This window comes from Labrys sp. KB_33_2 (assembly GCF_052114505.1).
GTDB lineage: Bacteria > Pseudomonadota > Alphaproteobacteria > Rhizobiales > Labraceae > Labrys.
This window is the reverse complement of record NZ_JBFREW010000017.1, coordinates 105,019-130,426: the sequence shown is the minus strand read 5'-3', so window position 1 is coordinate 130,426 and position 25,408 is coordinate 105,019. Positions and strand designations below refer to the sequence as shown.

Below are 25,408 nucleotides of genomic sequence, written 5' to 3'. Positions count from 1 at the left end.
CGTGGCCAAACGAACATCAAGAGCACGCTGTCTCCGCCCTATCAGGCAGACAAGGCAAGAGCGAGGCTCCGGAGCTCATTCGAGCTCCAGCCGGTGGCCGATTTCGGCAACAAGCCAGTCTTCGGAATGATTGCCGGACAATATCCGGTTGTCGAGATCCGCAATGAGGACGGCGATCTGCTCCTCGAGAGGCGCAAAAAAACCATTCTCACTGGTCGCCAGCACGAAGATCTCATTCCCGTCACGCGCCGTGATCTGGCCGAGATGATGGAGCTGGCGGCTGGTGTTTTCATCCACGATGATGACACGGCCATTGAGACTGACCCGCACCCGCGCGAGGGCCTCCTGGGCAGCAGCAGCCCCGCTCATATCGTGGAAGATGAGCCCTCTCGGCTGAGGTTTCGGCTTGGCTGCCCTGCCCGCGGAGTAAGCGCCGCCGCTGAACTGATCGGCAAGACGCGTGATGGTAGCCCGATTTTCCGAAAGAAGCCTGCGAAACGCGGCATCCTCCCGGCGCGGACCATCCCGCTTGGAAATGATCTCGACCACGAATCCCTCCCAGATTTCATTGGCCAGAACGGCGGCATTTCATGCTCTGAAACGAGCATATTCTTTTTCCGGCCGCCCCACCAGCGTCACCTTATAGGCCAGGTCTTCGCATCACGGGTAGTAGAGGAGTACGACATTGGAGGTTCCAGCCGCAGCGTGTGCCGGACCATCAAGGCGAGCCGAAACGCGATTATCGCAACCGCGACTGCTCACGAAACTGACGTGGTGTAAGGCCAGAAATTCGGCGGAAGGCGCGGCTGAAGTGTGCGGGATCCGTATAACCGGAAGAAAATGAAACATCGATGATCTTGGATTCAGTGTCGCGCAAAAGCTTACTGGCGTTCTCGTATCTGACGGCGTCGAGTATATCCGAATATGCAAGTCCGAGATGAGAGAGCTTACGTTGAAAGGTTCGCGCGCTGACGCCTGCCATCTCCGCAACGTCAGCCAGAGCCGGAATTCCCTCGTCGAGATAGGCGGGCAACATCAGCTTGAGGAGTTCGACGATATCATAGGCAGCAGGACCGTCCTCGTTATCGTCCGGCGGAAGACCTAATTCGGTCGGACGCCGGGAAAGACTGAGATACGAGATCGGCAGGCTGATCCAGGCGGCAGGCTGGCCTGACAGAAAGCGCACATTTGGCCAGAAAGCCTGTGTCGCCGGCCCCGGCGTGTAGCGCGCTTCGAAGGCGATCGTTGCCGGCATCCAGTCGAGCCCCGCGAATTGCCGGACGATATGTATGGCGAAAATATTCTGGATCCACTGTGCGTGCTCCAGATGCAAGAATCCGTTCGTCCTGGCGAGCCTGCTGCAAATCCGCACGTGATCGTCATCATGCTCGAGCCACATACTCAGAACCGTATCCTCTCGCGACGCCCATCTGCAAGCGTGCCGCAGCGCCACAAGCAGCGTGGGGGAGTGAGCGATCAGGGTCCGGGTTTTTCCCCTCATGTGAGAGTAGCTGATACGCTGCGTGGCCAGAAAGCCTAAATCTTCGATACCCTGGCTTCTTTGCGCGGTTTCCGCAAAACGGAGTGTCGGGAGCAACGGGATATAGAGATCGCTCTTGTCCTCCAGAGACGACGGCAGTCGGAATTTTTCCAGAAGCGAACTGGTCGGTGCACCAATATCGTCAAGAATTCCGATGAAGGGCAGAAGAAACTGGCAGCGCGTCAAAGGGATGTTCGCCATCGGATCTCGCCGCAATGGTAGATTGATACTTCTAATTAGGCAGAGTTTCGTGAGATTCGCTATCGGCGCCAACCAAGAATATCCCCTAGAGCAAAACGCGTTTCGACGCGTCTTTACGAATCCTGGCGCTTGCTTCCAATCGCAAAACGCTTTGGCGATTGGCGCGAAATGGCAAGACCAGCGATCGGCCAATGTCCGAAATGACCTGAACAAGGTCCATCTGTCGGTCCGGAACGTCGGCCATGCCGCCCTTCGTGCGGCGGTCCCTGCTCTCGGGAGCGTATCGACGACGGTGAAATGCCAAGGGAAAACAGTGCGCTATCTCGCTATCGGGGTGATTACGGCATCATTGGCAACGCCAGCTTGGGCATCCGATTTCTCACAGCCTCCCTCGCCGCACCAGCCCCTCATCGCATCGGGCCCGAGCTTTTTCATCACCAGCTATATCTGGGCGACCGCGATCGACGGAAAGAGTGCAACATTCCCCCCGCTTCCTGCCGCCGCCATCAATTTGAGCTTTCGCGATGTGCTCAAAGAGCTCAACGGCGCGATGATGGCCTCCCTGGAGATGCGTATCGGCCGCTGGGGTTTTCTGGTCGATGGGCAATTTTCCCAGGTCACCTCTGCGGGGGCGCTGCCAGGCCCGTTCTTTTCCTCGGTGAAGCTGCGTTCCCAAACCACGACCGTACAGGGCTCCATTCTTCATCGGGTCTATGACGGCCCGACCGTTTCACTGGATGTGGGCGGCGGCGTGCGGTTCTGGAACCTGAACAACAAGCTGGAGATCCTGCCGGGCCTGGCCAATCTTCGTATCGATCATCGCGACTCCGAGATGTGGGCAGACCCCATCGTCGGTGCCCGGCTCGGGATCAAGCTCAGCGGCCCGTGGAGCTTGACGGCAGCAGGCGATATCGGCGGTTTCGATATCGGCGCCAAGTTCACCTGGCAGGCATTGGGCAGCGTCAACTACGCCTGGAGCGAGAGCTTGACGTTGAAAGCGGGCTATCGAGCGATCCATGTCGATTATCGCAATGGCGGCTTTTCGTACAATGTGACACAGCACGGTCCGGCCTTGGCGGTAACATACCGATTTTGACCGATCGGTCTATTATATAGACGATGTTAAAGGAATGGAAATGTTTATGACTGGGAATGCGGTTCGGGCGGCAAGTGTTTCCGCGCTTGCGCTGCTCGCGCTCTGCGGGCAGGCCTTCGCGCAATCAAGCGAGGCCCAGCCCAATGTCACCGATCCGCATTTCAAGATCGCGCCGGGCTATCTGAAGAAATCCGACCTGCCCAACAGCCTGCTCCTTCTGGGGCCGCCACCCGAGAAGGATTCGGCAGCGCTGGCCAGGGACGAAGAGGCGCGCAAAGCGACGATCCCCATGCGAGACACCGCGCGCTGGAAGCTCGCCTATACCGACGCCGATCTCGCTTTCCCGCAGGCGGCCGACAATTTTTCCTGCGCGATGGGTATCAAGATCGATGAGAGACAAACCCCACGGCTCTATGCGATGATGCAGAAGATGTTGTCCGATCTCGGACTGTCGACCTATGGCGTGAAGAACAAGTACAATCGCGTCCGCCCCTTCGTCGTTCACAACGAGGCGACATGCAGGGCGGATCAGGAAGCTATTCTGCGCACAGACGGCTCCTATCCGTCAGGTCATACAGCGGCTGGTTGGGGCTGGGCCCTCATCTTCGCGCAGATCAATCCCGAACGTTCCAACGAGTTGCTCAAGCGCGGCATCGCCTTCGGACAGAGCCGCGTGATCTGCGACGCTCACTGGCAGAGCGATGTCGATGCGGGGCGCATCATGGGTGCGGCGACCGTTGCGCGGTTGCAGACCAATGCGGCCTTCCTGGCCGACCTCAAGGCGGCAAAAGCGGAAGTGGAAGCGGCGAAGGCCAAGCACGCTGTTCCGACAGCGGACTGTGCGGCCGAGGCTACGGCCTTGTCCGAATAGTAAGCCGATTCCGGCCGGGTGAGCCGTACTCCTTCGCGTCCGTTCGACACCGAACGTCATGGGCTCGCAAGAAGAGCGAGCTCCAGCTGGCGGAAAACCACACGAATGACGGCTTTATCGCAAACTCATCGTCAATGGTTGTTGGTGCATGAGGGGCATTCGATTTCAGGGGTGCCCTTCAATGTTTTCAGGGCGTCACTTTGATCGCTCGGTGATCCTGCTGTGCGGTCGACCATCGTCGGATCAAGCAGGGTTTCCGACCCGCACTCGGATGTAGATCACGCCCCATGCGCGGAGACGATCCGCTCCAGCATCGAGATGGTTCACATGATGCGCAAACGACAGGCGAGGCAATGCCTATGATCCGGCGCCGTCATTGGCCGGGCAATTGGAGACTTTGGCGGCTTGAGCCGGTGCTGGCTGGCCTTGTCGTGACTGCATATCGCCGCTGCGACAAAGCCAACCGCCTTCTCCTTCCCCGCAGAATAATCCCTTGAGGGCTCAGTTTAACGGGCTCGCCTCCGGAACCTTCCACTTCCCGCTGACAATGGATTGCTCCGGACGATAAAGCCGCGTGGTGTAGTTCCAACCCTCGACGATCGGCAGGCAGTTCGGGATTTTGCCGTCACAGCCGCCGAACTGAATTGTCGTCGATCCGTCCGCATTCTTCTTGGCTGTAATGCTATTGACCGAATAGGCGTTGTAGGCGTTCTTCTCGAAGAAGCCCTTTGGGTTGTAGACGCTGACCGACCAGAAATCCTTCACCGGCACATTCGCCGGCACGCTGAGGGTGTGGACTGTTTGGCCATCGTTTTTCGCGGGAGTGAAGCTCACATAGATGGCGTCCCTGTCCGGAATACCGCCCCATCCGGCGGCTGTGCCAATCAGGTGCTGGATCGGATCGACACTGCCGCGAGCTCCAAAGGCGCCCCGAAAAGACGTCTGATATTTTGCCAAGGCAAGCAATGCATTGCGAATATCCGTGAGATTGCCTTCGTCCCAGTTCGGAAGATCGAGCCTGCCTGCCTCGTTCTGGCTGACCTTGATCGCGTCCTGAAGCCTGTGGACCTCGTCGAGATCCTTCGGATCGTTGGGATCGACCAAAGTCCGGACAGCCACGAAGGCATATCGGGTGCCAACCGATTTCTGCGTCAGCGTCACCGGCTTCGTGCCGTAGGCGACGATCGGCAGGTAGTGGTCCTGGTCGACCACCATCATCGACATATAGCGCTTGCCTGCGTCAGGCAGCGAGAGTGTTACCGGGCCGCCGGCGAGATCAAACACCGCAAACGAATAGAGCGTATCTCGGTTCATGCGAATGACCGTTTGATTGTCGATCGACGCGGGCTCTCGGGAGTGCTGAAACTTGCCCAGTCCGCCTATGACCTTTGCATTCATCGCGAGGTAATGGTCGGTCTCAGCTCGGAGGAAATTGTCCATGGTGACCGGCATTGTACTGCTTGCCGTCTGGGCAAATGCTCCACTGGTCAGCGTAACTGAAGCAAAGGCGAGACCGATCCCAACCAGGCGGAACATAAACAAACCTCTTCATTCAAGGCCGCGCAGAGTAACGATGTGGTGCCATTCCACAGAGCGCGGCGCGGGGCATCTCAAACGCTGTCCAACCCATCAAGGTCTGATCAGCAGACGAACTTTGTTCGGCCCTTTTCGAGCATAGGCAGACCACCCGTCTTGCCATTTCGCGCCAACCGCCATCCGGCGACTGCTTTTCTTCCATGAAGCGCCCGAGATGGGTTCCTCCCTACCGCCGCTCACCAAAACCTCGGAGAAATGGCGGGGCTCTTGCCGGTCAAGCCCCGAGCATCCGCAAGGGCATAATCGTCTGCGGCGCAGGTAGGCTAAGCGCAAGTGAGACCGGCAACAGGATCAGAAGCTTGTTCTTGAGCGAGTATGTGAAGATACGCGGCGAATGGATGGATACCGGGCCGTCGCCGCGTTGGAGACGGCTGTCGGGGGCAGCACAAAAGTCGGGGTCGTCCCGCGTGTGAGGCATGCGGATCAGGCGGTCGCCGTCTTCTCCAGCAGATGGAGCAGATCCGGATGATGTTTGGCGGCAACGTCCGGATGAGAGCGCAGGCGGCTCTTGAGATGATTGATGCCCACCTCTCTGAAGATCGGATTGAGTGGGTCGACCGTCACGCCGCGCTCGCTGCCCCGAAGCGCGTCCGGCAGCGGGATCACCGGTATCCGGGCGTGATAGCGGGCACCGAGGAAGAAGGCGACCGAAAAGCGTTCCGTGCCGCTCGGCGGTGTAACGACATCATGAACGTCGGCGCGCACGAAGCCGTTCGTCGCCATTTCCAGAAGTTCACCGCTGTTGATAACGAAGGTACCGGGTACGGGCGGTGCATCGATCCAGGCGCCTTCTTCCGTGCGGATCCGCAGGCCCGGCGTCGTATCCTGCAGCAGGACGGTGACGAGGCCGCCATCCTTGTGCGCGCCGACCCCCTGGTCGCTGCCGGCAGCCTCGCGACCCGGGTAACGGATGATCTTGAGAAGCTGCGACGGCGAGGGCTCGTAGATCTCGGCAAAGGCGTTTTCAGCCTGGCCGAGCGCAAGCGCCATCGCCTTCAGCACATCGATGCCGATGCGCGTGACTTCTGCCTGATAGCGCAACAGCAGCGGCTTCAGCTCCGGCTGGGCTTCCGGCCACTGGTTCGGGCCATAAAGCCTGTTCCACGGCGTGTCGGGACCCGCTTCGACAGGTTCGCCTTCGGTGTTGATGTCGAGCTGTTCGCGCCAATCCCGCTCGCCTCGCGTGCGCTCGTAGCCGGCTCGGTTATAGCCGCGGAAGTGCGGCGACCTCACCATCTCGATCTTCAGCTTCTCGTCTTCAGGCAGTGCGAAGAAACGCTTTGAGGCAGCCAGCACATCGTCGATCAGGCTCTGGGGCACGCCATGACCGGTCATGTAGAAGAAGCCGTGCTCATGCAGAACGCCTGTCAATTCCTTGATGAAGGCATCTCGTTCGGGCGGAGCGCCGTGGAAGCGTGAGAAATCGATTGTCGGCAGATGGGCCGCAGGGGCGCGGGTCGTCATGTCACAACTCCTGGAAGACAGGTCTGGCTCAAACTGCAAGCGGGGACCAACGCAAGCAAGGGGCATGACGATTGGTCGAAATGGAAGCCTTTGAACACGATGTGCTGTCCAGAAAACAGAGGAAACCTCTTCTCAGATGCCCTCTATCGAAAGGTTTGCGACGCAATCGCTTGGCCAAGCACGCCACCTGCGCGACGAACGGGCCTGCCTTCCACGCGCTGTACCGGCACCGCTGTCACAGGTTTCTCAGCTGCGCGCAGAGGTGCAAGGGCTTCATCGGCGACCGCGTCGTCGGTAATGATTTCGTCGATCTCCGAAACCTCGCAAAGGGTACAAAAACTCGGCGAGGTAAATTTGGAGCTGTCTACGAGCAGGATCTTGCGTCCCGCCGATGCAATCATGGCGCGCTTCAGCGAGGCCACTTCCAGCGACGCCTCGGTCAGGAGGGTGCCGGTAACAGCCGAAGCCCCCATTAAACAAAGATCGGCATGCAACGTGCGAATGAAGCTCTCTCCAGGTTCTCCAGCAAGATGCCTATAACCGGCCCGGATGCTTCCGCCGGGCATGATCGCCCGCCAAGACCTGATGTCGGCGGCGAAATCTGCGATTTCGAGGCTGTTCGTCACGATCGTCAGGGGAAGATCTCGCTCGGCCGCAGCCCGCACAGCCTCCATGACGGTCGAGGAACTGTCCAAAATGACGCTGTGCCCAGCGCTCAGTCGTGATGCAGCCTCCCGTCCGATTGCCAACTTCTCGGCGCGCTGCAGTTGAGCGTTGAGCGAATTCTCGCGCTCAAAGGTCGCTCGTGCAGGCTGAACCAGATGTGCACCGCCATGGGTTCTCTCAAGATAGCCTTTTTCCATTAGGTATTCGAGATCGCGCCGCGCGGTGGATTGAGACCCGCCTGTCGCATCAGCCAGCTCTTGGACGCTGGCTGCGCCATTCGCCCGCAGATGCTCCAGGATGATCGCCCTGCGCTTCGCGGGAACCATGTCTACTCGTTTGGTCGCCGATTCCATGGCCCTACCTTGGTTGTCCCTGCCGCCTCCCCACAAGCATACAGGCCTGCGCGCTTCCCGCTGCCACTAACAGGTCGTGTACCCGCAATCTATGACCAGACCAGATCCGATCATTGCGCCTAATCCTTCAATTTCTACCATTATCGATCAAGTAAGCAATCGAAGTCTTGCTGATGATGACACCATCGCTGCCGGAACCGTGACAATCTGCATCACTCACATTGATTTTCATGCTCCCCTCTCGTCATTTGATCATAGTCTCCGGAAATGAGGAGAAAATATGAAACCAAAAACGGAGATGGCGTCGATGCCCGACCCAGCCCCGAAGGAGGATAGATCACCGGCCAATTCACTCAACTTTGGCATAAATATCGAAGATATCGCGGTGCATCAAGAGCTTGGACATGGAAGCTCTCCCAATTTGACTGCGCTAATTAGATAGAGATTGACAGAGTTTGGAATTTTGCTTTTATGGCAAGCGAACCAAAGCGGTGCCGTCAACGAGGATCACCCGGTGTCAGCCAGACTTGATCAAAAACCGGCACATAGTCGCACTGGCCGCGATGAGCACTCTGAGTTCATTTTCACCGGCAACGCGGATAGCGATGTCGGGGCCGATGTAACTGACGCTGGCTTCGACTGGCCCTCCAAGCCGCTACCCCGACGCAATCGTCCGAGGCTCATCAAACAGGTCATAGAGATCGATCGGCGAGACATCGTCGACATCACGCCGGTCTCTCAGCCGCAACGTCTTCGCTGCCTCGTTTCAATGCGCACATAGCGAGGAAGGACCACAAGCAGTTACGGCACCGTGCGCGCGCCTAAACATAAAAATATCCATGAGGAGGAAACGTTATGCGACGCAGAGCCTTTCTTGGCACAAGCTTGCTTGTGTTCGCCTTGTCGACCGTGTCGGCATTTGCGCAGCAAAAGGAAGTCACGGTGTGGTCCTGGTTCATCCAGAGCACCATGCAAAAGTCCATCGATGCCTTCGAAAAGGCGCATCCGGATATCAAGGTAACCTATACCTACTATAATTACTCGCCAGAATACATCACAGCGCTTAAAGCGGCTGCCGCCTCGAACAGTCTACCCGATGTCATCGGCCTGCAGCCGGGCTCCCTGACCCAACAATATCGTGACAATCTGGTTCCGATCGACCAGCTCGCCGCGAAGACGTGGGGCGACGGCTGGAAAGACAAGATTTTCGCCGTCAACCGCAAGCAGATGCAGATGGGAAACCCGGCCGGAGACAACAATAATTATATTGTTCCGCAGGAATCGCAGGTTCTTTGCATTTGGTATAACAGAAAACTCTTTGAAAAATTGAACATCGCCGTACCCAAGACATATGCCGATTTGAAGGTGGCTTCCAAGGCTCTCACCGATGGTGGCTATATTCCGATGTTCCAAGGGGCCGCTGACGGCTGGCAGAACGAGAACGTATTTCTGATGCTCGCCAACCAATTCTCGCCAGGAATCGTCGACAAGGCTCAGGCTGGCCAGATCCCCTGGTCGACCCCCGAACTGATCTCTGCAATGAAGGCCTGGAAGGGCTTGTTCGACGACGGGATCTTCCAGCAGGGCGCCCTGGGCGCGCATGCCTATCCCACCGGCGCTCAATTGTTCGCGCAGGGTCGCGTAGGCATGATGGCACTGGGTTCGTGGTGGATGCAGGAAAGTAAATTTCCGCCGCCGCTTTCCGAATTCGTCCAGAACATGGATGGCTTCGACTATTTCTATCTTCCGCCTGTCAGAGACGGCGGATCCGCAAGCCCGCCGGTGGGCGGCATCGACATCGGCTATGGCCTGACGAAGAACGGCGCGAAGAATCCCGAGGCCTGGACCTTCCTCTCCGAGTTGACCAACGGCGTCGGCTTGCAGGCGGCGTTGAACGACCTCAACGATCTGCCGGCTTTCGAGGGGCATGAGCCCAAGGGCGACATCACCGATCACGTCAAGCAAATGTCGGCTCGATTCATGGCCGACCTGCCAAAGGCCGAGAACCAGCGATTTGCCTCGCCCGCCGTTGCCGAGGCGTTGGACAACGCGCTCGCTGGCGTCGCAGATGGCAGTGTTCAGCCAGAGGCGGCATTGGCCTCCGTACAAGCTGCGACGGACAAAGCTCTCGGCAAGTGACCATCAAGCTGAACAGCCCAGGGGCCGGGTGCGGCGCGCCCGGTCCTTCCCGGAGATGAAAACATGGCAGCAAGAACCGGGATGACGGGACATGCGATCGCGACGACGAAGCCCTCCTCTTCAACGAAATTGCTGCGCCTCTACAGCTTCGTGGTCCCGGCGGTAGCGCTGTTCGTCGTCTTCATCGCTTATCCCATTCTCTGGGTTCTGGGCCAAAGTGTTTATGTCAAGGATGCGGCTGGCGCAATCTCGTTGAGCGCATTGGCGAACTACATCGCCGTATTCCGCGACCCGACATTCTGGTTGGTCGTCCGCAACATGACGCTTTGGGCGATGATCACCATCCCGGTACAGATGTTGATTGGCGGCCTGCTCGCCTATTTCATCGAACGGCATACACATCGTCTGCGCGGCTTTTTCCGCACGATGTTCTTCCTGCCGGTGGTGACATCGGTTTCCGTCGTCAGCCTCGTATGGGTCCAGATCTACGCGCCTTACTATGGCATCGCCCAGGAATATCTGAGGCATGTCGGGATCACGATGTCGACCTCGCCCATCGGCGATGCCAAGACGGCAATATATGCCCTTATCATCGTGAATATCTGGCAGTGGACCGGGTTTTCGATGCTGATGTATATCGCGGGCATTGCGAACATGCCGAGCGAGATACTCGATGCGGCCCGTATCGACGGCGCGACTGGCTGGCGCCTGGCTGTGAATGTCGTGATACCGATGCTTGCTCCGGCGACCAAGTCGCTGCTGTTGCTCGGCATCATCGGTACGCTGCAGACCTTTCCGATCGTCCATCTGATGACCGGCGGCGGGCCCAACCATGCCAGCGAGGTATTCGGCACCTACATTTTCAAACAGAGTTTCATCCTCAACGATGGCGGAGGAGGAGCGGCACTCTCGGTTATCGTCTTGCTGCTCGCCCTGGCGCTTTCGCTGGTTCAGATCGTTCTACTCGGCACCCGCCTCGCGCCTGCCTCGAAGGAGCGACCGTGACAAGCCTCACCCGAAGCCAGATCCACTCTTTTGCCGTTCACTTCGTGCTGTTCATCGTGCTGGCGCTTTGGATGGTGCCGCAAATCTATATGCTCTCGATCGGGCTGCGGACCCCGGCACAGGCCTTCGACGCTTCTCTTGTCACCTGGCCTGTCACCTTCGACAATTTCGTGACGGTAATAAGGGACAATCCTCTCAGCAGGATCTTCTTGAACAGCCTTATCGTCACGGTTGCGACTGTGGCGATCGTCGTCGCGGTTTCCTCGCTCTTTGCTTTCGCCTGCGCTGTACTGCGCCTGAGGGGAACACTCTTTATCTATACAGCCCTTTTGACCACGCTGATGGTGCCCCTCGCCTCGCTGGTGCTCCCGCTTGCGATCCTTCTCAAGAATTTCGGCTGGATCAACACCTATATCGGGCTGATCATGCCCTATGCCGCGCTTGGCGTGCCCTTCGCCATGGTGATCCTCAAGGCTTTCATGGAGGACTCTCCGCAGGAGCTCTTCGAAGCAGCACGTGTTGACGGGTGCACCCCCTGGCAGACCTATTGGCACGTGGCGCTGCCATTGGTGCGACCGGCCCTGGTCTTCGTGACGATCTGGCAATTCATCGTGACATGGAACGAATTCTTCCTGGCGCTGATCGTATTGACCAAGGCCGAGATGAAAACGCTCACCATCGTTCCGATGCAGTATTCCGGCCTCTATATGGCCAATCCAGGCGCTTTGTTCGCGATCCTGACTCTGATCGCGCTTCCCCTGATCCTCCTCTATGTGCTGGTGCAGCGAGCCTTCGTTCGAGGTCTGCTGGCTGGTGCGGTGAAAGGCTGAGATATGGCCACGCTGTCGATCGACAACATCACCAAGCGGTACGGAAGCTACTCGGTCATACCGGAACTCTCGCTGACCATACCCGATGGAGAGTTTTGCGTGCTCGTTGGGCCCTCGGGCTGCGGGAAGTCCACCCTGTTGCGGATCATCGCCGGGCTCGAGCCGATTTCATCGGGCCGTATCCTCATCGACGGTGCCGATATGAGTGCGGCCGAGCCGACAGAGCGCGGCGTGGCGATGGTCTTCCAATCCTATGCACTCTACCCGCACATGGATGTCAGGCGGAACATAGGCTTTGGGTTGGAAATAGCCCGCACACCGCGTAGCGAGATCTCGGACCGGGTTGGCAAGGTGGCGGACAAACTGCGCCTGTCCAGCTATCTTCGTCGCAGGCCTCGGGAGCTTTCCGGCGGGCAACGCCAGCGCGTTGCGATAGGACGAGCGATTACACGCAAGCCCAGGCTATTCCTTCTGGATGAACCCTTGTCGAACCTCGATGCGGCTTTGCGTGTCGGCATGCGGCTCGAGATCGCCCGCCTCAAGGCCGAACTTGCATCGACCATGATTTACGTCACCCATGACCAGGTCGAGGCCATGACGCTGGCCGACCGCATCGTGGTGATGAATGCGGGCCGCATTGAGCAGGTCGGCCCGCCGCTGGAGCTCTATGAAAGGCCGGCCAATCTCTTCGTTGCCGGTTTCATCGGCTCACCGGCCATGAACCTCCTGAAAGGCAGGGCCGAAGCCCTTGCCGACGGGCAAATATCCATTGCGCTGGAGATCGGGGCCCATGTGCCCGTTCCCCCGATCGCAGGCTTGAAGCCTGGCGATCTGGTGACTTTGGGCATCAGGCCCGAGCACGTGTCCTACTCCCTTGACGGGGGGGCCGCTGATTATATCGGCCAAGCCCACATGGTCGAGATGTTGGGCAGCGACACCTTTATTCATCTGCGTTGCAACGACGAAGCCCTCGTTATCCGCGACAGTGCGGGCCGCCGCGCCCGAGCGGGGGATAGGATTGCTTTGTCCTTCCCTGCGGAGGCCTGCCACTTGTTCAACGCCGCTGGCCTACGCGTGTCACAGGCAAACTGACGAACCGGCTTCGTGCCGCCGCCGAGGCAGCGCAAATGCCTCGGGCACCACAAAAACTTGCAAAGGAGACGACAAATGACCGACTTCAACGGGCGCACTATCTTGGTCACGGGTGGTAGCGGCGGGATCGGGGGAGCCACCGTGCGCCATCTCGTCAAGGCCAATGCCAAGGTCATCGCGAGCGGACGTTCGCAAAGCGCGCTGGACGCGATTGCGAAGGAAACAGGCTGCCGCACCCTGGCGTTCGATCTTGCATCGGAGCAAGAGATCCGCGGCGCCCTGGAAGGGCTCGATCTATGGGGGGCCGTCAATTGCGGCGGCTTTGGCGGAGAGATCGCCACCCCGATGGATACCGATATCGCGATCTTCGACAAGGTGATCAGCATCAATGCCCGCGGTGCACTGATCGTCACCAAATACGCCACCCAGTCGATGGTTCGGCTTGGCGAGGGCGGCGCTATCGTCAACGTTTCCAGTCAGGCTGCCCTGGTGGCTCTCGACGGTCACATCTCCTATGGGTCGTCCAAAGCCGCACTCGACAACATCACGCGTGTCTCGGCACTTGAGCTCGGCAAATACAACATTCGCGTCAACAGCGTGAACCCAACGGTGGTCATGACGCCGATATCATCCGGACATTGGAGCCAGCCCCACGTTGCTGAGCCTTTCTTGAAGAACATGCCACTGGGCCGTTGGGCAACGGAGGACGAAATTGCCGCTCCCATCGTGTTCCTGCTGAGCGATGCGGCATCGATGATCACCGGTGTCTCGCTTCCAATCGATGGCGGCTATAGCTGCAGATAGGGAAAAGGCACCGTCACGGAGACGTCCGGGCTGGGTTAAGGGCGGGGACGACATCCATTTCCTACGCCCGCCCTCGCATCCCGCCCAGGGTCGTTCGGCATGCCATCTGGCAGTACCTTCGCTTCTCCTTGAGCTACCGCGATATTGAGGACCTTCTGGCGGAGCGAGAGCTCGACATCTCCGACAAAACTGTCCGTCGTTGGGTCGCCGAGTTCGGGCCGCGGTTTTGCGAAGGGGCTGCGGCGTAGGCGACCCAGCCCAACCGGTGGTTGGCATCTGGACTTGCTGGCGCAATTTTCATGCCCAGCCTCCGTTTCCTTGTCCCCCTCTGCTGATGAGTCGCCTGGCGCTGCAGGGCCCGCGAGCAACCGGTTGGAGGTCAGAGGCTGATATTATGGCGGTGCGACGGAGCGGTGGCTGCGTTCAGGCGACGCCTGCGCAATTCACGAAACGAAATGAGTTTTCCCTGGTTTTCATCCCACAAAGCCAGCCCGGCGCAGTGCAGGCTTTGGACCAGCGTAAGCCTGCCGACGGTTGCCAATGCCGGATGATCGATCAAAACCTGCGGAAGGCGGTAAAACGGAACACGACTGCATAAATGATGTACGTGATGCACACCTATATTACCGGTGAACCACGCCAAAGGAGGTGGAAGTTCATAATAGGAACTTCCATGAAGCGCTGCCTCCTGCACATTCCAGTCACCGTCATGTGCCCATTGGGTATCCTCGAATTGGTGCTGCACATAGAAGAACCAGACCCCGATCGAGGCGGCGATCAACATCACCGGGCCTTCCACGAGAAGAAATGACTTGATCCCCACGAGCCATAGCATCGTAACGACCAGCGTTGCGATTGCTGCATTTGTTCCCATCGTGCTGAACCAGGGCTGCCATCCGGCACGCATGAAACCGAATGGCAGGCGCTGATGCAGCAAAAACAGATAGGCCGGCATGAAGCCAAACAAGACGATCGGATTTCGATACAGGCGATAGCCGAGCTTGCTGTAAGGGTTCAGGGCAAGATATTCAGTGGTTGTGAGGGTGAAGATATCTCCCACGCCTCGATGCTCGAGATTGCCCACGGCTGCGTGATGCGTCGCGTGGGCCCTGCGCCAAAAGCCATAAGGCGTCAGTGTCACCACACCGATCACCCGGCCGAGCCAGTCATTTGTCGCGCGTCGGCGAAAGAACGCTCCATGTCCGCAATCATGTTGGATCATGAAGAGGCGTACGAGGAATCCGGCAGTCGGTATAGCCAGAAGAAGACACAGCCAATAGCCGATGCCGAGCGCTAGCCACATGAGCCCCCACAGGCCGATGAACGGAATGGCTGTGACCAACACCTCGAAGACACTGCGTGAGGTTGCGGGCTCACGATATCGGCCCAGGATTAAATTCCAGGATCGCGGAGCCTGGTTGAGGGCATCGATGTCTTTGTCGTCCAACATCCGAATTCTCAAATAAATGGACGGTGGACACTTCACGCAACGGCCACAGCCGTTCGCTGCATCTGCGTTCCACGCGGGCAATCCGAACCTCAGTTGTAGCTGGCAGCCATCCGACAGAGTAGCCTCGGAAACTACTCAGGGCGCAGGAAATCGGCCTCACCTACCGAACTCCCCTCCCTATGAACTCCTATCCTCGGATCAATTTAGTTCCGACTGCGGGAATAGCCCCTTTGTGAGAAATGCGATTTCGGTACGATTGCGGGCCTTGATCTTTTGCATGATATTGCGGACATGCACCTTGACCGTGCACTCGCCCACATTGAGACTGTACGCAATCCGCTTGTTTGCCTCTCCCTGGCGCAACAGGCGAATGACGTCGAGCTGCCTATCGGTGAAGAGATTCTGGTCCTGATCGTCGCGCGCCCTCGGATCTGAAACCGACGCAGCAGCAGACCGGAACGCCGTAAGGCTACCGGCCGGAACAAAGATTCCTCCTGCGCGTACCAGACGAATGGCTGCGATAGCCACGTCGAGATTTGCGCTCATGGATATATAGCCTTTTGCCCCCTGTTCGAGCGCTTCAACAATTTCAAGCGCTTCCTCCCTGTCGGACACGACAATGACTTGTGCTGCAAAGGCAACTCGAATGACAAAGGCCACATTGCGGCGAATCGCAACTCTGGTCGGCTCAAGCCCCGTGGCACATAGGAGAACAATCCCGACCGGAACGTTGGGAGCTATCCCATGCCAATGCTCCACATCCCGATAGCTAGTAAGCATCAAGTCCGCATCGCCAACTGCGAGGCAATGCGCCAAACAATCGCGGAAAAGAGTATTCCCATCGATAATGGCAACACTGGTTTTAGGGTGGTTTTTCGACACAGAATCCAAGCTCTGATCCTGGGACGAGCCGGAAGCCGAATTGCCCTCGTCTCGGATTTCTGGCGAAGATACTGTTTTATTGAAATGTTTATCTATCATCGGCGACGTATTCATGGCCTCAGTCTCCGTCGGACTTCTCGTGAATGCCCAGCTCGAACGCTCACACGGGCTAGCAATCACAGCAGGCGACCTACCGGTCCTGCTATCCTATGCGTCAGCCTTTACGAGGCGGTAGGTTCGGAAACTACTCAAATCCGCGCCTCCAAGCCGGCCCTATGCTTTGACGAATTCAGGGCCGGGCGCCCCCTGGAAGGGCTTGCGAATACATGCCTTTTACCTTGCTTCCTGGACGCAATATCAACGCAGGTGCGTCATTTGAATGCGAAGGGAGCTTTCCCGGCGCGCGGGCCTTCTCAGCAGGATCCGCGATTGATCATATCTGGGATTTCTCCAAAGCTGGGCACTTCGTAGCCTTGCCTACTGTTTCTCCAGCCTGGCCTGCGACGCGCGATTATTCCGCCACGACGTGCCAAATGCCGCCCTTACCGTCCCCGGCTTTATCACCCGCTTTCTTGTCTTCCTTATAGAAATACAATGGCTTGCCGTCATACGACCATTGCATTTGGCCGTCCTTGCGCTTGGCCAAGGTCCAACCCTTCGTCATCTTCTCGCCCGTTTTACCCAAATAGGGCGGCCAGTTCTTGGCACAATCGTCATAACAGCTCGAGACTCCTGCCTTGTCTTTATCAAAGACATAGAGCGTCATGTCATTTTTGGCCTTGAGCATGCCCGCGTGAGCGGCAGGTACGAGTAGGCCCAGTGCAGCGCACAAGGCGGCAGCGCCCGTCAGATGGATCTTCATGACGATAATCCCATGCACCGCGTTGCCCGCGGTGTGAAGGCGTGCAGGTGCCCATTTCTTCTTCGACGGCACGAGCCTGCAATTATCCAGCGTATGTCGCCGGCAGGAGCAATTACAGGCTCGGAATCTACTCAGGCCGGCGTCCAAGCGGTCATTGCGACAACCGGCGTCGCCACCAGGATTTCGTGATAACATGACGCGCCACCGGATTTGTGGAGGACCTCGCGAAAGCAAAAGCGCCATGCCGACACATGACCTACCCCGGGACCAGCGGGCAGTTCGCCAATCCAGGCAGCGCTCGCTGCCAAAGCGAGGTCCTCCGAGCGGGAACGACGATTTTTTGGTTGTCGGGATCGGTGCCTCGGCCGGCGGGCTGGATGCTGCAGCCGGTCTCATGAAGGCCCTGCCTGCGAATAATGGCATGGCCTTCATCCTGATACAGCATCTCGATCCCACGCATCACAGCATGATGGCGGATCTGCTGGCGGGCCACACCTCCATGGTCGTCGGACAGGCTGAGGAGGGCATGCGGCTTCACCCCGATCACCTCTATGTCATTCCGCCCGGCACCTACCTCTCGGTCGCCAACGGCGCTCTTCGCCTTTCGGAACCCCAGGCCCGCCACGGCGCGCGCCTGCCCTTCGACTTTCTGCTGCATTCCCTGGCAGAGGGATATGGCGATCGCGCCGTCTGCGTGATCCTGTCGGGAACCGGAGCCGACGGCAGCGTCGGGCTGAAGGCCGTGAAGCACGAGGGCGGTCTCGTCATCGCCCAGGATCCGAATGAGGCCGGTTATGACGGTATGCCGCGCAATGCAATCCTGACAGATTCGGTGGACCTCGTGCTCCCTGTTGCCGAGATGCCCGACGCGCTGGCCCGATATGATCAGCGGATGGCCCTTCCAGGCACAAAAAGCAATTTGGGCCTGGAAGGCTCACCCAAAAAGGGGCTATCCCAAATCCTCGAACTTCTTCGCACCAGGACCGCCCACGATTTCAGGCTCTACAAATCGGGAACGCTGCAGCGCCGGATCGAACGGCGCATGGCAATGGCTGCGATCGAGCCCGAAGGCATGGAGCGCTATCTCGATCTGCTGAACAACGATGCGGGCGAACTGGATCTGCTTGCCAAGGATCTTCTCATCAACGTCACCAGCTTCTTTCGCGACCGACAAGTATTCGATTTTCTGGCTAAGAAGATCATTCCGAACCTCGTCCGCAACCATCCACCCGATCGGCCGCTACGCATCTGGATCGCCGGCTGCAGCAGCGGCGAGGAGACTTATTCCCTGGCGATGCTCTTTCGCGAAGAAATCGCGGCTGCAACGCCCAATCTTAAATTGCAGGTCTTCGCCTCCGACGTAGACCCGGACGCCGTCGCGAGCGCACGCGAAGGCCTTTACCCAACGACGATCGAGACGGATGTTTCACCGAAACGGCTGGCGCGCTTTTTTGTGAAGGAAGAGCAGGGCTACAGGGTTTTGCCCGAGTTGCGCGCAATGGTGGTCTTCACGGTGCAGGATGTTCTAGCCGATCCCCCCTTCTCCCGCCTCGACCTGGTCTCATGCCGCAATCTTCTGATCTATTTGCTTCCGGAAGCGCAGGAAAAAGTCATCGCGCTCTTCCATTTCGCGCTGCGGGAGGGCGGGTTTCTCCTTCTCGGCAATTCGGAGACCATGCTCAACGCCGCCGATCGTTTCGAGATGATCTCCAAGCCCGAGCGCATCTATCGCCGTATCGGTCGCACTCGGGCGGGAGGCCTCGACTTTGCGCTGAACGCCGGCGACGGCTTGCGGGTACCGGCCCGCACGGGGCAAAACAGCGCGCCCTCTAGACAAGCCGCCCTTGCCGAACTTTGCCGGCGGATGGTGCTGGAGACCTACGCGCCTGCGGCCATCCTGATCAACCGGGAGCATGAGTGCCTCTATTATCTGGGGCAGACCGATCGCTATCTTCATGTGCCGGCGGGGTCCCCCACACGCGACCTGCTGGCCATGGCCCGGCAGAACATACGCATCAAACTTCGATCGGCCATCCAGCGCGCCAGCCAGGAGAATGTACGGACTGTCGTCGCCGGTGTCCGTTCGAACCGCGACGACGGGGGATCGTTCCGTATCGTCGTGCAACCCGTTCAGAGCGGGGGCGAGGATCTCTTGCTGATCTGCTTTATCGACGAACCGGCTTCTGCCCGAAGGCAAAGGCGCGGGAATGCGTCCCATGACGCGCCTCGGATCGCCGAACTCGAAGAAGAACTGGAAGCGACCAGGACTGAGCTGAGCTCCGCCATCCGCAATCTGGAGACTTCGAGCGAGGAACAAAGGATCATCAACGAGGAAGCCCTCTCCGTTAACGAGGAATACCAGTCGACCAACGAGGAGCTGGTAACGTCTAAGGAAGAACTGCAGTCGCTCAACGAGGAACTGACCGCCCTCAACAGCCAGCTCCAGGAAACACTGGAACGTCAGCGCACGACCTACAACGATTTACAGAATGTCCTCTACAGCACCGATGTCGCGACGCTCTTTCTCGACACCAATCTCAACATCCGTTTCTTCACGCCGGCAACCAAAGCGCTCTTCAGTGTCATTCCGACCGATGTCGGTCGACCGCTCGCCGATTTGAGTTCGCTCGCCGCCGATGGTGCGCTTCTTGCGGATGCGCGAACGGTGCTGGACACTCTTCATCCCATCGAGCGGGAAATCAAAGCACGCAACGGTAGCTGGTACCTTCGGCGTATCTTGCCCTATCGCACCCAGGACAACGGTGTCGAGGGCGTCGTCATTACCTTTGCCGACATTACTGAACGCAGGCACGTGACGGACGCGCTGGAAACGGCCAGGCGGGAGGCACAGCGCGCCAATATCGCCAAATCGCGCTTTCTCGCTGCTGCAAGCCATGACCTCCGCCAACCTCTTCAGGCGCTCAGCCTGATGAGGAGCATTCTGGAAAAAAGCATCAGGGAGGACAGGAAGGAAGAAGCGTTGGTGCTGGCCGCGCGGCTCGATGATACGACCATTGCGATGTCGGGCATGCTGAATTCCCTACTCGACATCAATCAGCTCGAAGCAGGCACTGTTCATGCCGAGAAGGCGAGTTTTCGGGTCGCCGATCTGCTTGAGCGCTTGAAGGACGAATTCACCTATCATGCGCAGGCACAAAACCTCGTCCTACGTGTCATTCCCTGTGGCCTTGCCGTCTATAGTGACCCGCGTCTGCTCGAGCAGATGATCCGCAACCTGCTGTCAAACGCCTTGAAATATACCAGGCGTGGCAGAGTGCTGCTCGGCTGCCGCCGTCGCCAGGACAAGCTAAGCATCGAGATCTGGGATACCGGCGTCGGAATTCCCGACGAAGAACTGCAGGCAATATTCGACGAATACCATCAGCTCGACAATGCCGCACGCGAGCGCAGCCGCGGTCTGGGGCTCGGCCTGTCTGTCGTTCGACATCTGGGTGAGTTGCTCGATCACCGGGTGCATGTCCGCTCGCGTCCGGGCAAAGGCTCCGTCTTTGCCGTGGACGTCGTGCTCCAGGCAAGGCCGGTGGCGGTGCCGGTTCAAGACCGGCAGTCACCCCCGGCCGAAGGCAAGGTCGTGGCTTCCCCTTGCACGGGCACCATTCTGATCATCGAAGACGATCCAGAGCTACGCGATCTCCTGGGCCTTCTTCTCGCGGGTGAAGATCATCAAACGGCAATGGCGGCGGACGGGCTCGATGCCCTCGGATTGATCGCACGAGGAAGGGTTCGACCAGACCTCATCCTAGCGGATTACAACCTGCCAAATGATCTGGATGGGCTCGGGGTTACGGCGAAACTACGGGCCCAGCTTCATCGGAATATCCCGGCCATTATCCTGACCGGTGATATATCGACAGCAACACTGCGCGATATTGCCAGCCATGATTGCTTCCAGCTCAATAAACCAGTGCGGCCAAAGGAACTGGTACAAACCATCCAGCACCTTCTTCATGCATCGCAGGTGTCGATACCTAGACCTTCGCAGCCCCGCGACAACACTCAGGCTGGCAGAACTGCTGGTCCGGTCATCTTTGTCGTCGATGACGACAGCTATATCCGCGACGCAATCTGCAAGATGTTTGATGAAGATGGATATATCGTAGAGGCATTCGCGACGTGCGAGGCGTTTCTGGAGGTTTACCTTCCGGGCCGCGAAGCCTGCCTTCTGGTCGATGCATATCTACCCGGCATGAGCGGGCTCGAATTGTTACGACATCTGACTCACCAAATCCATCGGTTGCCGACCATCATGATCACCGGCAACAGCGATGTGCGCATGGCCGTTCAGGCCATGAAGGCAGGTGCCCTGGATTTCATTGAAAAGCCCTTCGGTCACGGCGAGTTGGTCGCCAGTGTCAAACGGGCCCTTGAGCGGTCGCGCGATGCCAGCACCTTGTCCGCATGGCGGGAAGCCGCTGCAGCTATTATCGCCACACTGACCAGACGGCAGCGACAGATCATGAACTTGGTTCTCTCCGGCCACCCCAGCAAGAATATTGCGGTAGACCTTGGAATCAGTCAGCGGACGGTCGAAAATCATCGTGCCTCGATCATGAGGAAGACGGGCTCGAAATCGCTTCCGGCGCTGGCCCGGTTGGCGCTAGCGGCGGCGTCCATCGACTCGTAACGAGCCTGTCCGTCGGCCTATTTGTGGTGTGGAGCCGACCTCTTTGAGCGTCCCCTTTTTCAGATTTGGGCTTTCCTGTGAAGGTACGTCCACGTTCCCCGCACTTTCACGTACGTGTTGCTGATCCGCGCTCCCCTTCGGCTCGTCCATGTGCCACTTGCCGGTCAAGCTCGTTTGCGCCGGTTGAAGCGTTTCAGAAGCAACGGCGAGGAGTGAACGACCCAGTGATGGATCGTCCGGTGATCGACGCCGATGCCGCGTTCCGCCACCATCTCTTACAAGTCGCACAGGCGCAGTCCGTAAGCCAGGTTGCAGCGCTCGCAAAGCAGGAGAAGCGAGCGGTCGAGATGGCGGCCTTTGAATACAAAACGCCCTCCATCGGACGCATAGCGCTCTCATGTTGCACATCGCCGACCGAGACGTTTGCAACACCACCCTTGAAGGGCGGTGGCGGCAGTCTTGCTCGCTACCTCCCACCGGTCGGCGCTCAGTTCAGATATTCGACCTTCAGATGCTGGATCGTGCCATTGAAGGCGAAGGGCTTGCGATCGAAATACGCAAGCGAGACCGGGGAATAGCTGTCTCGGCCGACGTCAAAGGCATCATTGGCAGTAAAGGTACCCGCTGCCGAGCGTGGGACATGGCCCTTGCTGACTTCTTTGCCGTCAACGCGGATGACGATGTCGAGAGGCTCGGGGCGAGCGCCACTGGCCTTGCGCGTTGTTTCGACCTCAATCTTAACCCTCCCGGTCGGCAGCGGGGCTGACGTCTCCAGCCGGGTCCGTTCGATCTCGAACAGATTGTACTCGTAGTAGAGCTTCCCGTCCTCGACCCACAGGGCGATACCGCCCGAGACGGCCCCAAGTGCGTAAAGCACGCCCTTCGAGTCGGGCTGCAAATCCGCATCGATGGTGACGAGGTTGCTGCGCGATCCGAGCTTCGGCGCGGTGAACTCGGGAACGCCAACGACTTCCTGCGTATAGTTGAACGTCTTGGCGGGATTGGATGGCTGGTCTTCCGGATGGAAGATCGCGGACCATAGCGCACCGCCCACCGGATAGACCTTATTATCTTTCGCGCTTACCTCGAAAGCCTTCTTCAGCTCGTCGAGTTTGCCGGGATTGGCGGCGGCGACGTCCTTGGCCTGCGAGAAGTCCTTCTTGAGATCATAGAGTTCCCAGACATCGTTCTTCGGCGACCATTTCATGATCGAGGGATCGACGCCCGCTTGCCAGGGCACCCTCGGCCCGAATGCCGACGCGATCCATCCGTCCTTGTAGTAGGCGCGACTGCCCATGACCTCGAAATACTGCTCCTTCTTGTGGTCCGATGCCGTCGGGGACATAAAGGAATAGACCATGCTGGTGCCGTCGAGCTGATCTTGGCTGACTCCATCGACGAGCTTCGGCGGTGTGATGTGCAAGATCTCGTAGATCGTCGGCACGATATCGTTGACGTGATGGAATTGCGGACGCGGCGTCTTGTCCGCCTTGATCCTGCTTGGCCACGACACCGCGAGCGGCGTACGCGTTCCACCAAAATGCGCGGCAATCAGCTTTGTCGACTGATATGGCGTGGAGCCAGCCCAAGCCCAGCCGGCATGGTACATGTTGTCCACCTTGGGTGACCCGAGCACGTCCAGCCCGCCGAGTTCGTTCATGGTGCGAATATGATCCTTGATCTCGGACGGAATGCCGTTCTGCGCCAGGAACTCGCTGATCGTGCCGTTCTGGCCTTCCGCACTCGAGCCGTTATCGCCCCAGATGTAGAAGACGAGCGTGTTGTCGCGGATGCCGAGCTCGTCCAGAGCATCGATCAACCGGCCGGCCTGCGCATCGGCATGTTCGGTGTATCCGGCGAACACTTCCATGAGCCGGCGCTGGAACGGCTTTTCGTCCTCGGGAATGTCGGCCCATGCGGCAAGCGTCTTCGGCCGCGGCGTCAGTTCGGTGTCTTTCGGGATCCAGCCGAGTTCTTTCTGTCGGGCGAAGACGCGCTCGCGCGTGACGTCCCAGCCTTCGTCGAACTTGCCCTTATATTTGTCCGCCCATTCCTTGAAGATGTGATGCGGACCATGGGAGGCGCCGGGGGCCCAATACATGAAGAAGGGCCGATCCGGCGTCAGCGCGTGGACCTGCTTCATCCAGGAGACGGCCTTGTCGGTCATGTCTTCGGTGAAGTGATATTCTGTCTTCGCTTCGGACGGATTCACCCGGACCGTGTTTTCGACGACCGCAGGCTCCCATTGCGAGGATTCTCCAGCAAGGAAACCGTAGAAGTAGTCGAAGCCGATCCCCTGGCCGGCGGGCCAATTCGTATAGGGGCCGACGGCCGTTGTCTCGTTGGCCGGCGTGTTGTGCCACTTTCCGAAGGCGCTCGTCGCGTAGCCGTAATAGCCGAGGACCTTCGCCGCAGTCGCGGATGTGCGCGGGATCCGGCCGGAATAGCCGTCCCAGTCGTTCGCCAGTTCGGTGATCTGGCCGGAGCCGACGCGATGGTGATTGCGCCCGGTCAGCAGGGCCGCGCGGGTGGGTGAGCACATCGCAGCATTATGGAAGCGGTTATAGGTGACCCCGTCCCCGGCGACGCGGCTCAATGTAGGCGTATTGATCACGCCGCCGAACGTGCTCGGCAATGCTGGACCGACGTCGTCGAGCATAATCACGACGATGTTGGGCGCATTGGCGGGAAGATGCGACTTCGCCGGCAGGGGGCTGTAGGTCGATTCCGCGATCGTTGGCCCGGCCTTGCTCCCCGAGGGCGTTGACGGAAACGGCAGCGATTCCTGGGCCATCACGGGCGATCCCAACATCAGGAGCGTCGTGCCTGCGCCCAACCAGCGCGCTCTGAATTTTTGACTAGGAGGCCGTTTCATTCAATTCTCCGTTCCGGACAACACATCTGAACCCGACATGGCTTGTCGATGTATCGATCGCCTCGGCATGTCGGGCTGCCGGTCGATAGCGGCGGCAGTAGTTCGGAGCGCACAGGTGCGATCCGCCCTTCAAAACCTTCCGCGGGATTTTTATGTGGGGGAGACACGGATCATAGCTGGCGGACTCGAGCCCTCCGCGAGGGTTTCTGGGTATGCAGCAAGCTTTCGTCGCGTCCGCCTCGTGCTTTGGGGCGAACCAATCGGACGTCCACTCCCAGACGTTTCCAATCATGTCGTAGAGACCGTACTCGTTGGGCGGAAAGGCCCTTATGGGCGACGTGCGGGAGTATCCGTCGAGATTGCGATTGACCGTCGGAAACGATCCTTGCCAGGTATTGGCCATATGCCGACCATCGGGTGTCAGTTGCGAGCCCCAGGCATATTCGGCCTGTTCGAGACCCCCTCTGGCGGCAAATTCCCACTCTGCTTCCGTGGGGAGATCCTTGCCCTTCCATCGGGCATAGGCCACTGCGTCGTGGTGGGTAACGTGGACAACGGGATGATCATCCAGCCCCGCAATGCTGCTGTGCGGTCCATAGGGTTGGCGCCAGTTGGCGCCCTTCAGGAAAGACCACCATTGCGACCAGTCACGGAGATCGACGCGCCCGGCCGGCTCCAGGAAGACGAGCGACCCCGCATACAGCAGCTCCGGCAAGATGCCGGGATAGTCCCGAGGGTCGGGCGCGAATTCGGCAAATGTGCGATGCCCAGTCGCGACTACGAACTCGGCAAACTGTGCGTTGGTGACAGGGGTCTCATCGATGAAGAAGTCCTCGACGCTGACACGATGAGCCGGCTTCTCTTCGGGGTAGTGATGATCCGAGCCCATCCAGAAGATTCCGGCTCTCACGAAGATCATGCCATCGTGCGCATGCTCCGATGACACGTCCCCGTGAACCGCCTCTGCCTGCATAGCCAGCCTTCCCGTCACTCTGCATCCCGATCGCTCTCATGAGGCGCCAGACGCCGAAGCGCGA

General features: G+C 58.8%; 18 protein-coding genes and 2 pseudogenes. 9 read left to right on the top strand and 11 right to left on the bottom strand.

The features are described 5' to 3' along the window. Positions 1-75 precede the first annotated feature (75 nt). Both AB4037_RS27165 and AB4037_RS27160 read right to left on the bottom strand, forming a co-directional pair. The gene (locus tag AB4037_RS27165; RefSeq protein ID WP_434960409.1) at positions 76-549 is read right to left on the bottom strand and encodes a hypothetical protein; all 474 of its coding nucleotides are present in this window, start codon (positions 547-549) and stop codon (positions 76-78) included. A gap of 190 nt (positions 550-739) precedes the next feature. Beyond that, positions 740-1,741, bottom strand: coding sequence for a helix-turn-helix domain-containing protein (locus AB4037_RS27160; RefSeq protein ID WP_441773584.1), 1,002 nt, complete (start codon positions 1,739-1,741; stop codon positions 740-742). Positions 1,742-1,790: 49 nt separating this feature from the next. On the opposite strand from AB4037_RS27160, the gene AB4037_RS27155 reads away from it, so the two are divergent. Continuing rightward, positions 1,791-2,837 (top strand): hypothetical protein, encoded by a 1,047-nt coding sequence (locus tag AB4037_RS27155; protein WP_441773583.1) that lies wholly within the window; start codon positions 1,791-1,793, stop codon positions 2,835-2,837. A 46-nt stretch (positions 2,838-2,883) separates the two neighbouring features. After that, positions 2,884-3,708, top strand: a complete 825-nt coding sequence (locus tag AB4037_RS27150) for an acid phosphatase (protein ID WP_441773582.1) — start codon at positions 2,884-2,886, stop codon at positions 3,706-3,708. 501 nt (positions 3,709-4,209) lie between these two features. Here AB4037_RS27150 and AB4037_RS27145 read toward each other — a convergent pair. From AB4037_RS27145 to AB4037_RS27135, 3 genes are all read right to left on the bottom strand, one after another. Then, entirely contained in the window at positions 4,210-5,244 is a 1,035-nt protein-coding gene (locus AB4037_RS27145; RefSeq protein WP_441773581.1) for a DUF1254 domain-containing protein, read from the bottom strand. A 483-nt stretch (positions 5,245-5,727) separates the two neighbouring features. Beyond that, positions 5,728-6,768 (bottom strand): isopenicillin N synthase family dioxygenase, encoded by a 1,041-nt coding sequence (locus AB4037_RS27140; protein WP_441773580.1) that lies wholly within the window; start codon positions 6,766-6,768, stop codon positions 5,728-5,730. Positions 6,769-6,911: 143 nt separating this feature from the next. After that, a complete protein-coding gene (locus AB4037_RS27135; protein ID WP_441773579.1) occupies positions 6,912-7,787 on the bottom strand; it encodes a DeoR/GlpR family DNA-binding transcription regulator in 876 nt (291 codons plus the stop codon). Positions 7,788-8,642: 855 nt separating this feature from the next. On the opposite strand from AB4037_RS27135, the gene AB4037_RS27130 reads away from it, so the two are divergent. The 6 genes and pseudogenes from AB4037_RS27130 to AB4037_RS27105 all read left to right on the top strand — a co-directional run. Further along, the gene (locus AB4037_RS27130) at positions 8,643-9,926 is read left to right on the top strand and encodes an ABC transporter substrate-binding protein (RefSeq protein WP_441773578.1); all 1,284 of its coding nucleotides are present in this window, start codon (positions 8,643-8,645) and stop codon (positions 9,924-9,926) included. A gap of 63 nt (positions 9,927-9,989) precedes the next feature. After that, positions 9,990-10,931: a carbohydrate ABC transporter permease gene (locus tag AB4037_RS27125; protein WP_441773577.1), complete on the top strand. Its 942-nt coding sequence runs from the start codon at positions 9,990-9,992 to the stop codon at positions 10,929-10,931. Continuing rightward, positions 10,928-11,761, top strand: a complete 834-nt coding sequence (locus tag AB4037_RS27120; RefSeq protein ID WP_441773576.1) for a carbohydrate ABC transporter permease — start codon at positions 10,928-10,930, stop codon at positions 11,759-11,761. The genes AB4037_RS27125 and AB4037_RS27120 overlap by 4 nt, the downstream gene beginning before the upstream one ends. A 3-nt stretch (positions 11,762-11,764) precedes the next feature. Then, positions 11,765-12,853 carry an ABC transporter ATP-binding protein gene (locus tag AB4037_RS27115; protein WP_434960398.1) on the top strand — a complete coding sequence of 363 codons (1,089 nt, stop codon included), beginning with the start codon at positions 11,765-11,767 and terminating at the stop codon, positions 12,851-12,853. A gap of 75 nt (positions 12,854-12,928) precedes the next feature. Further along, on the top strand, positions 12,929-13,657 hold the full coding sequence (locus AB4037_RS27110; RefSeq protein WP_441773575.1) for an SDR family oxidoreductase: 729 nt from the start codon (positions 12,929-12,931) through the stop codon (positions 13,655-13,657). Positions 13,658-13,713: 56 nt separating this feature from the next. Continuing rightward, positions 13,714-13,939, top strand: a pseudogene (locus tag AB4037_RS27105) (IS6 family transposase); the annotation flags it as partial. Between the two features lie 97 nt (positions 13,940-14,036). Here AB4037_RS27105 and AB4037_RS27100 read toward each other — a convergent pair. The 3 genes from AB4037_RS27100 to AB4037_RS27090 all read right to left on the bottom strand — a co-directional run bounded on the left by AB4037_RS27100 (position 14,037) and on the right by AB4037_RS27090 (position 16,851). Further along, a complete protein-coding gene (locus AB4037_RS27100; protein WP_441773574.1) occupies positions 14,037-15,107 on the bottom strand; it encodes a fatty acid desaturase in 1,071 nt (356 codons plus the stop codon). A 198-nt stretch (positions 15,108-15,305) separates the two neighbouring features. Next, the gene (locus AB4037_RS27095; protein WP_441773573.1) at positions 15,306-16,103 is read right to left on the bottom strand and encodes a LuxR C-terminal-related transcriptional regulator; all 798 of its coding nucleotides are present in this window, start codon (positions 16,101-16,103) and stop codon (positions 15,306-15,308) included. A gap of 397 nt (positions 16,104-16,500) precedes the next feature. Then, positions 16,501-16,851 carry a COG4315 family predicted lipoprotein gene (locus tag AB4037_RS27090; protein ID WP_434960394.1) on the bottom strand — a complete coding sequence of 117 codons (351 nt, stop codon included), beginning with the start codon at positions 16,849-16,851 and terminating at the stop codon, positions 16,501-16,503. Positions 16,852-17,092: 241 nt separating this feature from the next. Here AB4037_RS27090 and AB4037_RS27085 point away from each other — a divergent pair, with 241 nt between their 5' ends. After that, positions 17,093-21,496: a chemotaxis protein CheB gene (locus AB4037_RS27085; RefSeq protein ID WP_441773572.1), complete on the top strand. Its 4,404-nt coding sequence runs from the start codon at positions 17,093-17,095 to the stop codon at positions 21,494-21,496. Positions 21,497-21,570: 74 nt separating this feature from the next. Here AB4037_RS27085 and AB4037_RS27080 read toward each other — a convergent pair. From AB4037_RS27080 to AB4037_RS27070, 3 genes and pseudogenes are all read right to left on the bottom strand, one after another. After that, positions 21,571-21,825 (bottom strand): annotated as a pseudogene (locus AB4037_RS27080) (IS6 family transposase); the annotation flags it as partial. Positions 21,826-21,983: 158 nt separating this feature from the next. Next, positions 21,984-24,371, bottom strand: coding sequence for an arylsulfatase (locus AB4037_RS27075; protein WP_441773571.1), 2,388 nt, complete (start codon positions 24,369-24,371; stop codon positions 21,984-21,986). Beyond that, the gene (locus tag AB4037_RS27070; protein WP_441773570.1) at positions 24,355-25,344 is read right to left on the bottom strand and encodes a formylglycine-generating enzyme family protein; all 990 of its coding nucleotides are present in this window, start codon (positions 25,342-25,344) and stop codon (positions 24,355-24,357) included. Before AB4037_RS27070 ends, AB4037_RS27075 begins: the two co-directional genes overlap by 17 nt. Positions 25,345-25,408 lie beyond the last annotated feature (64 nt).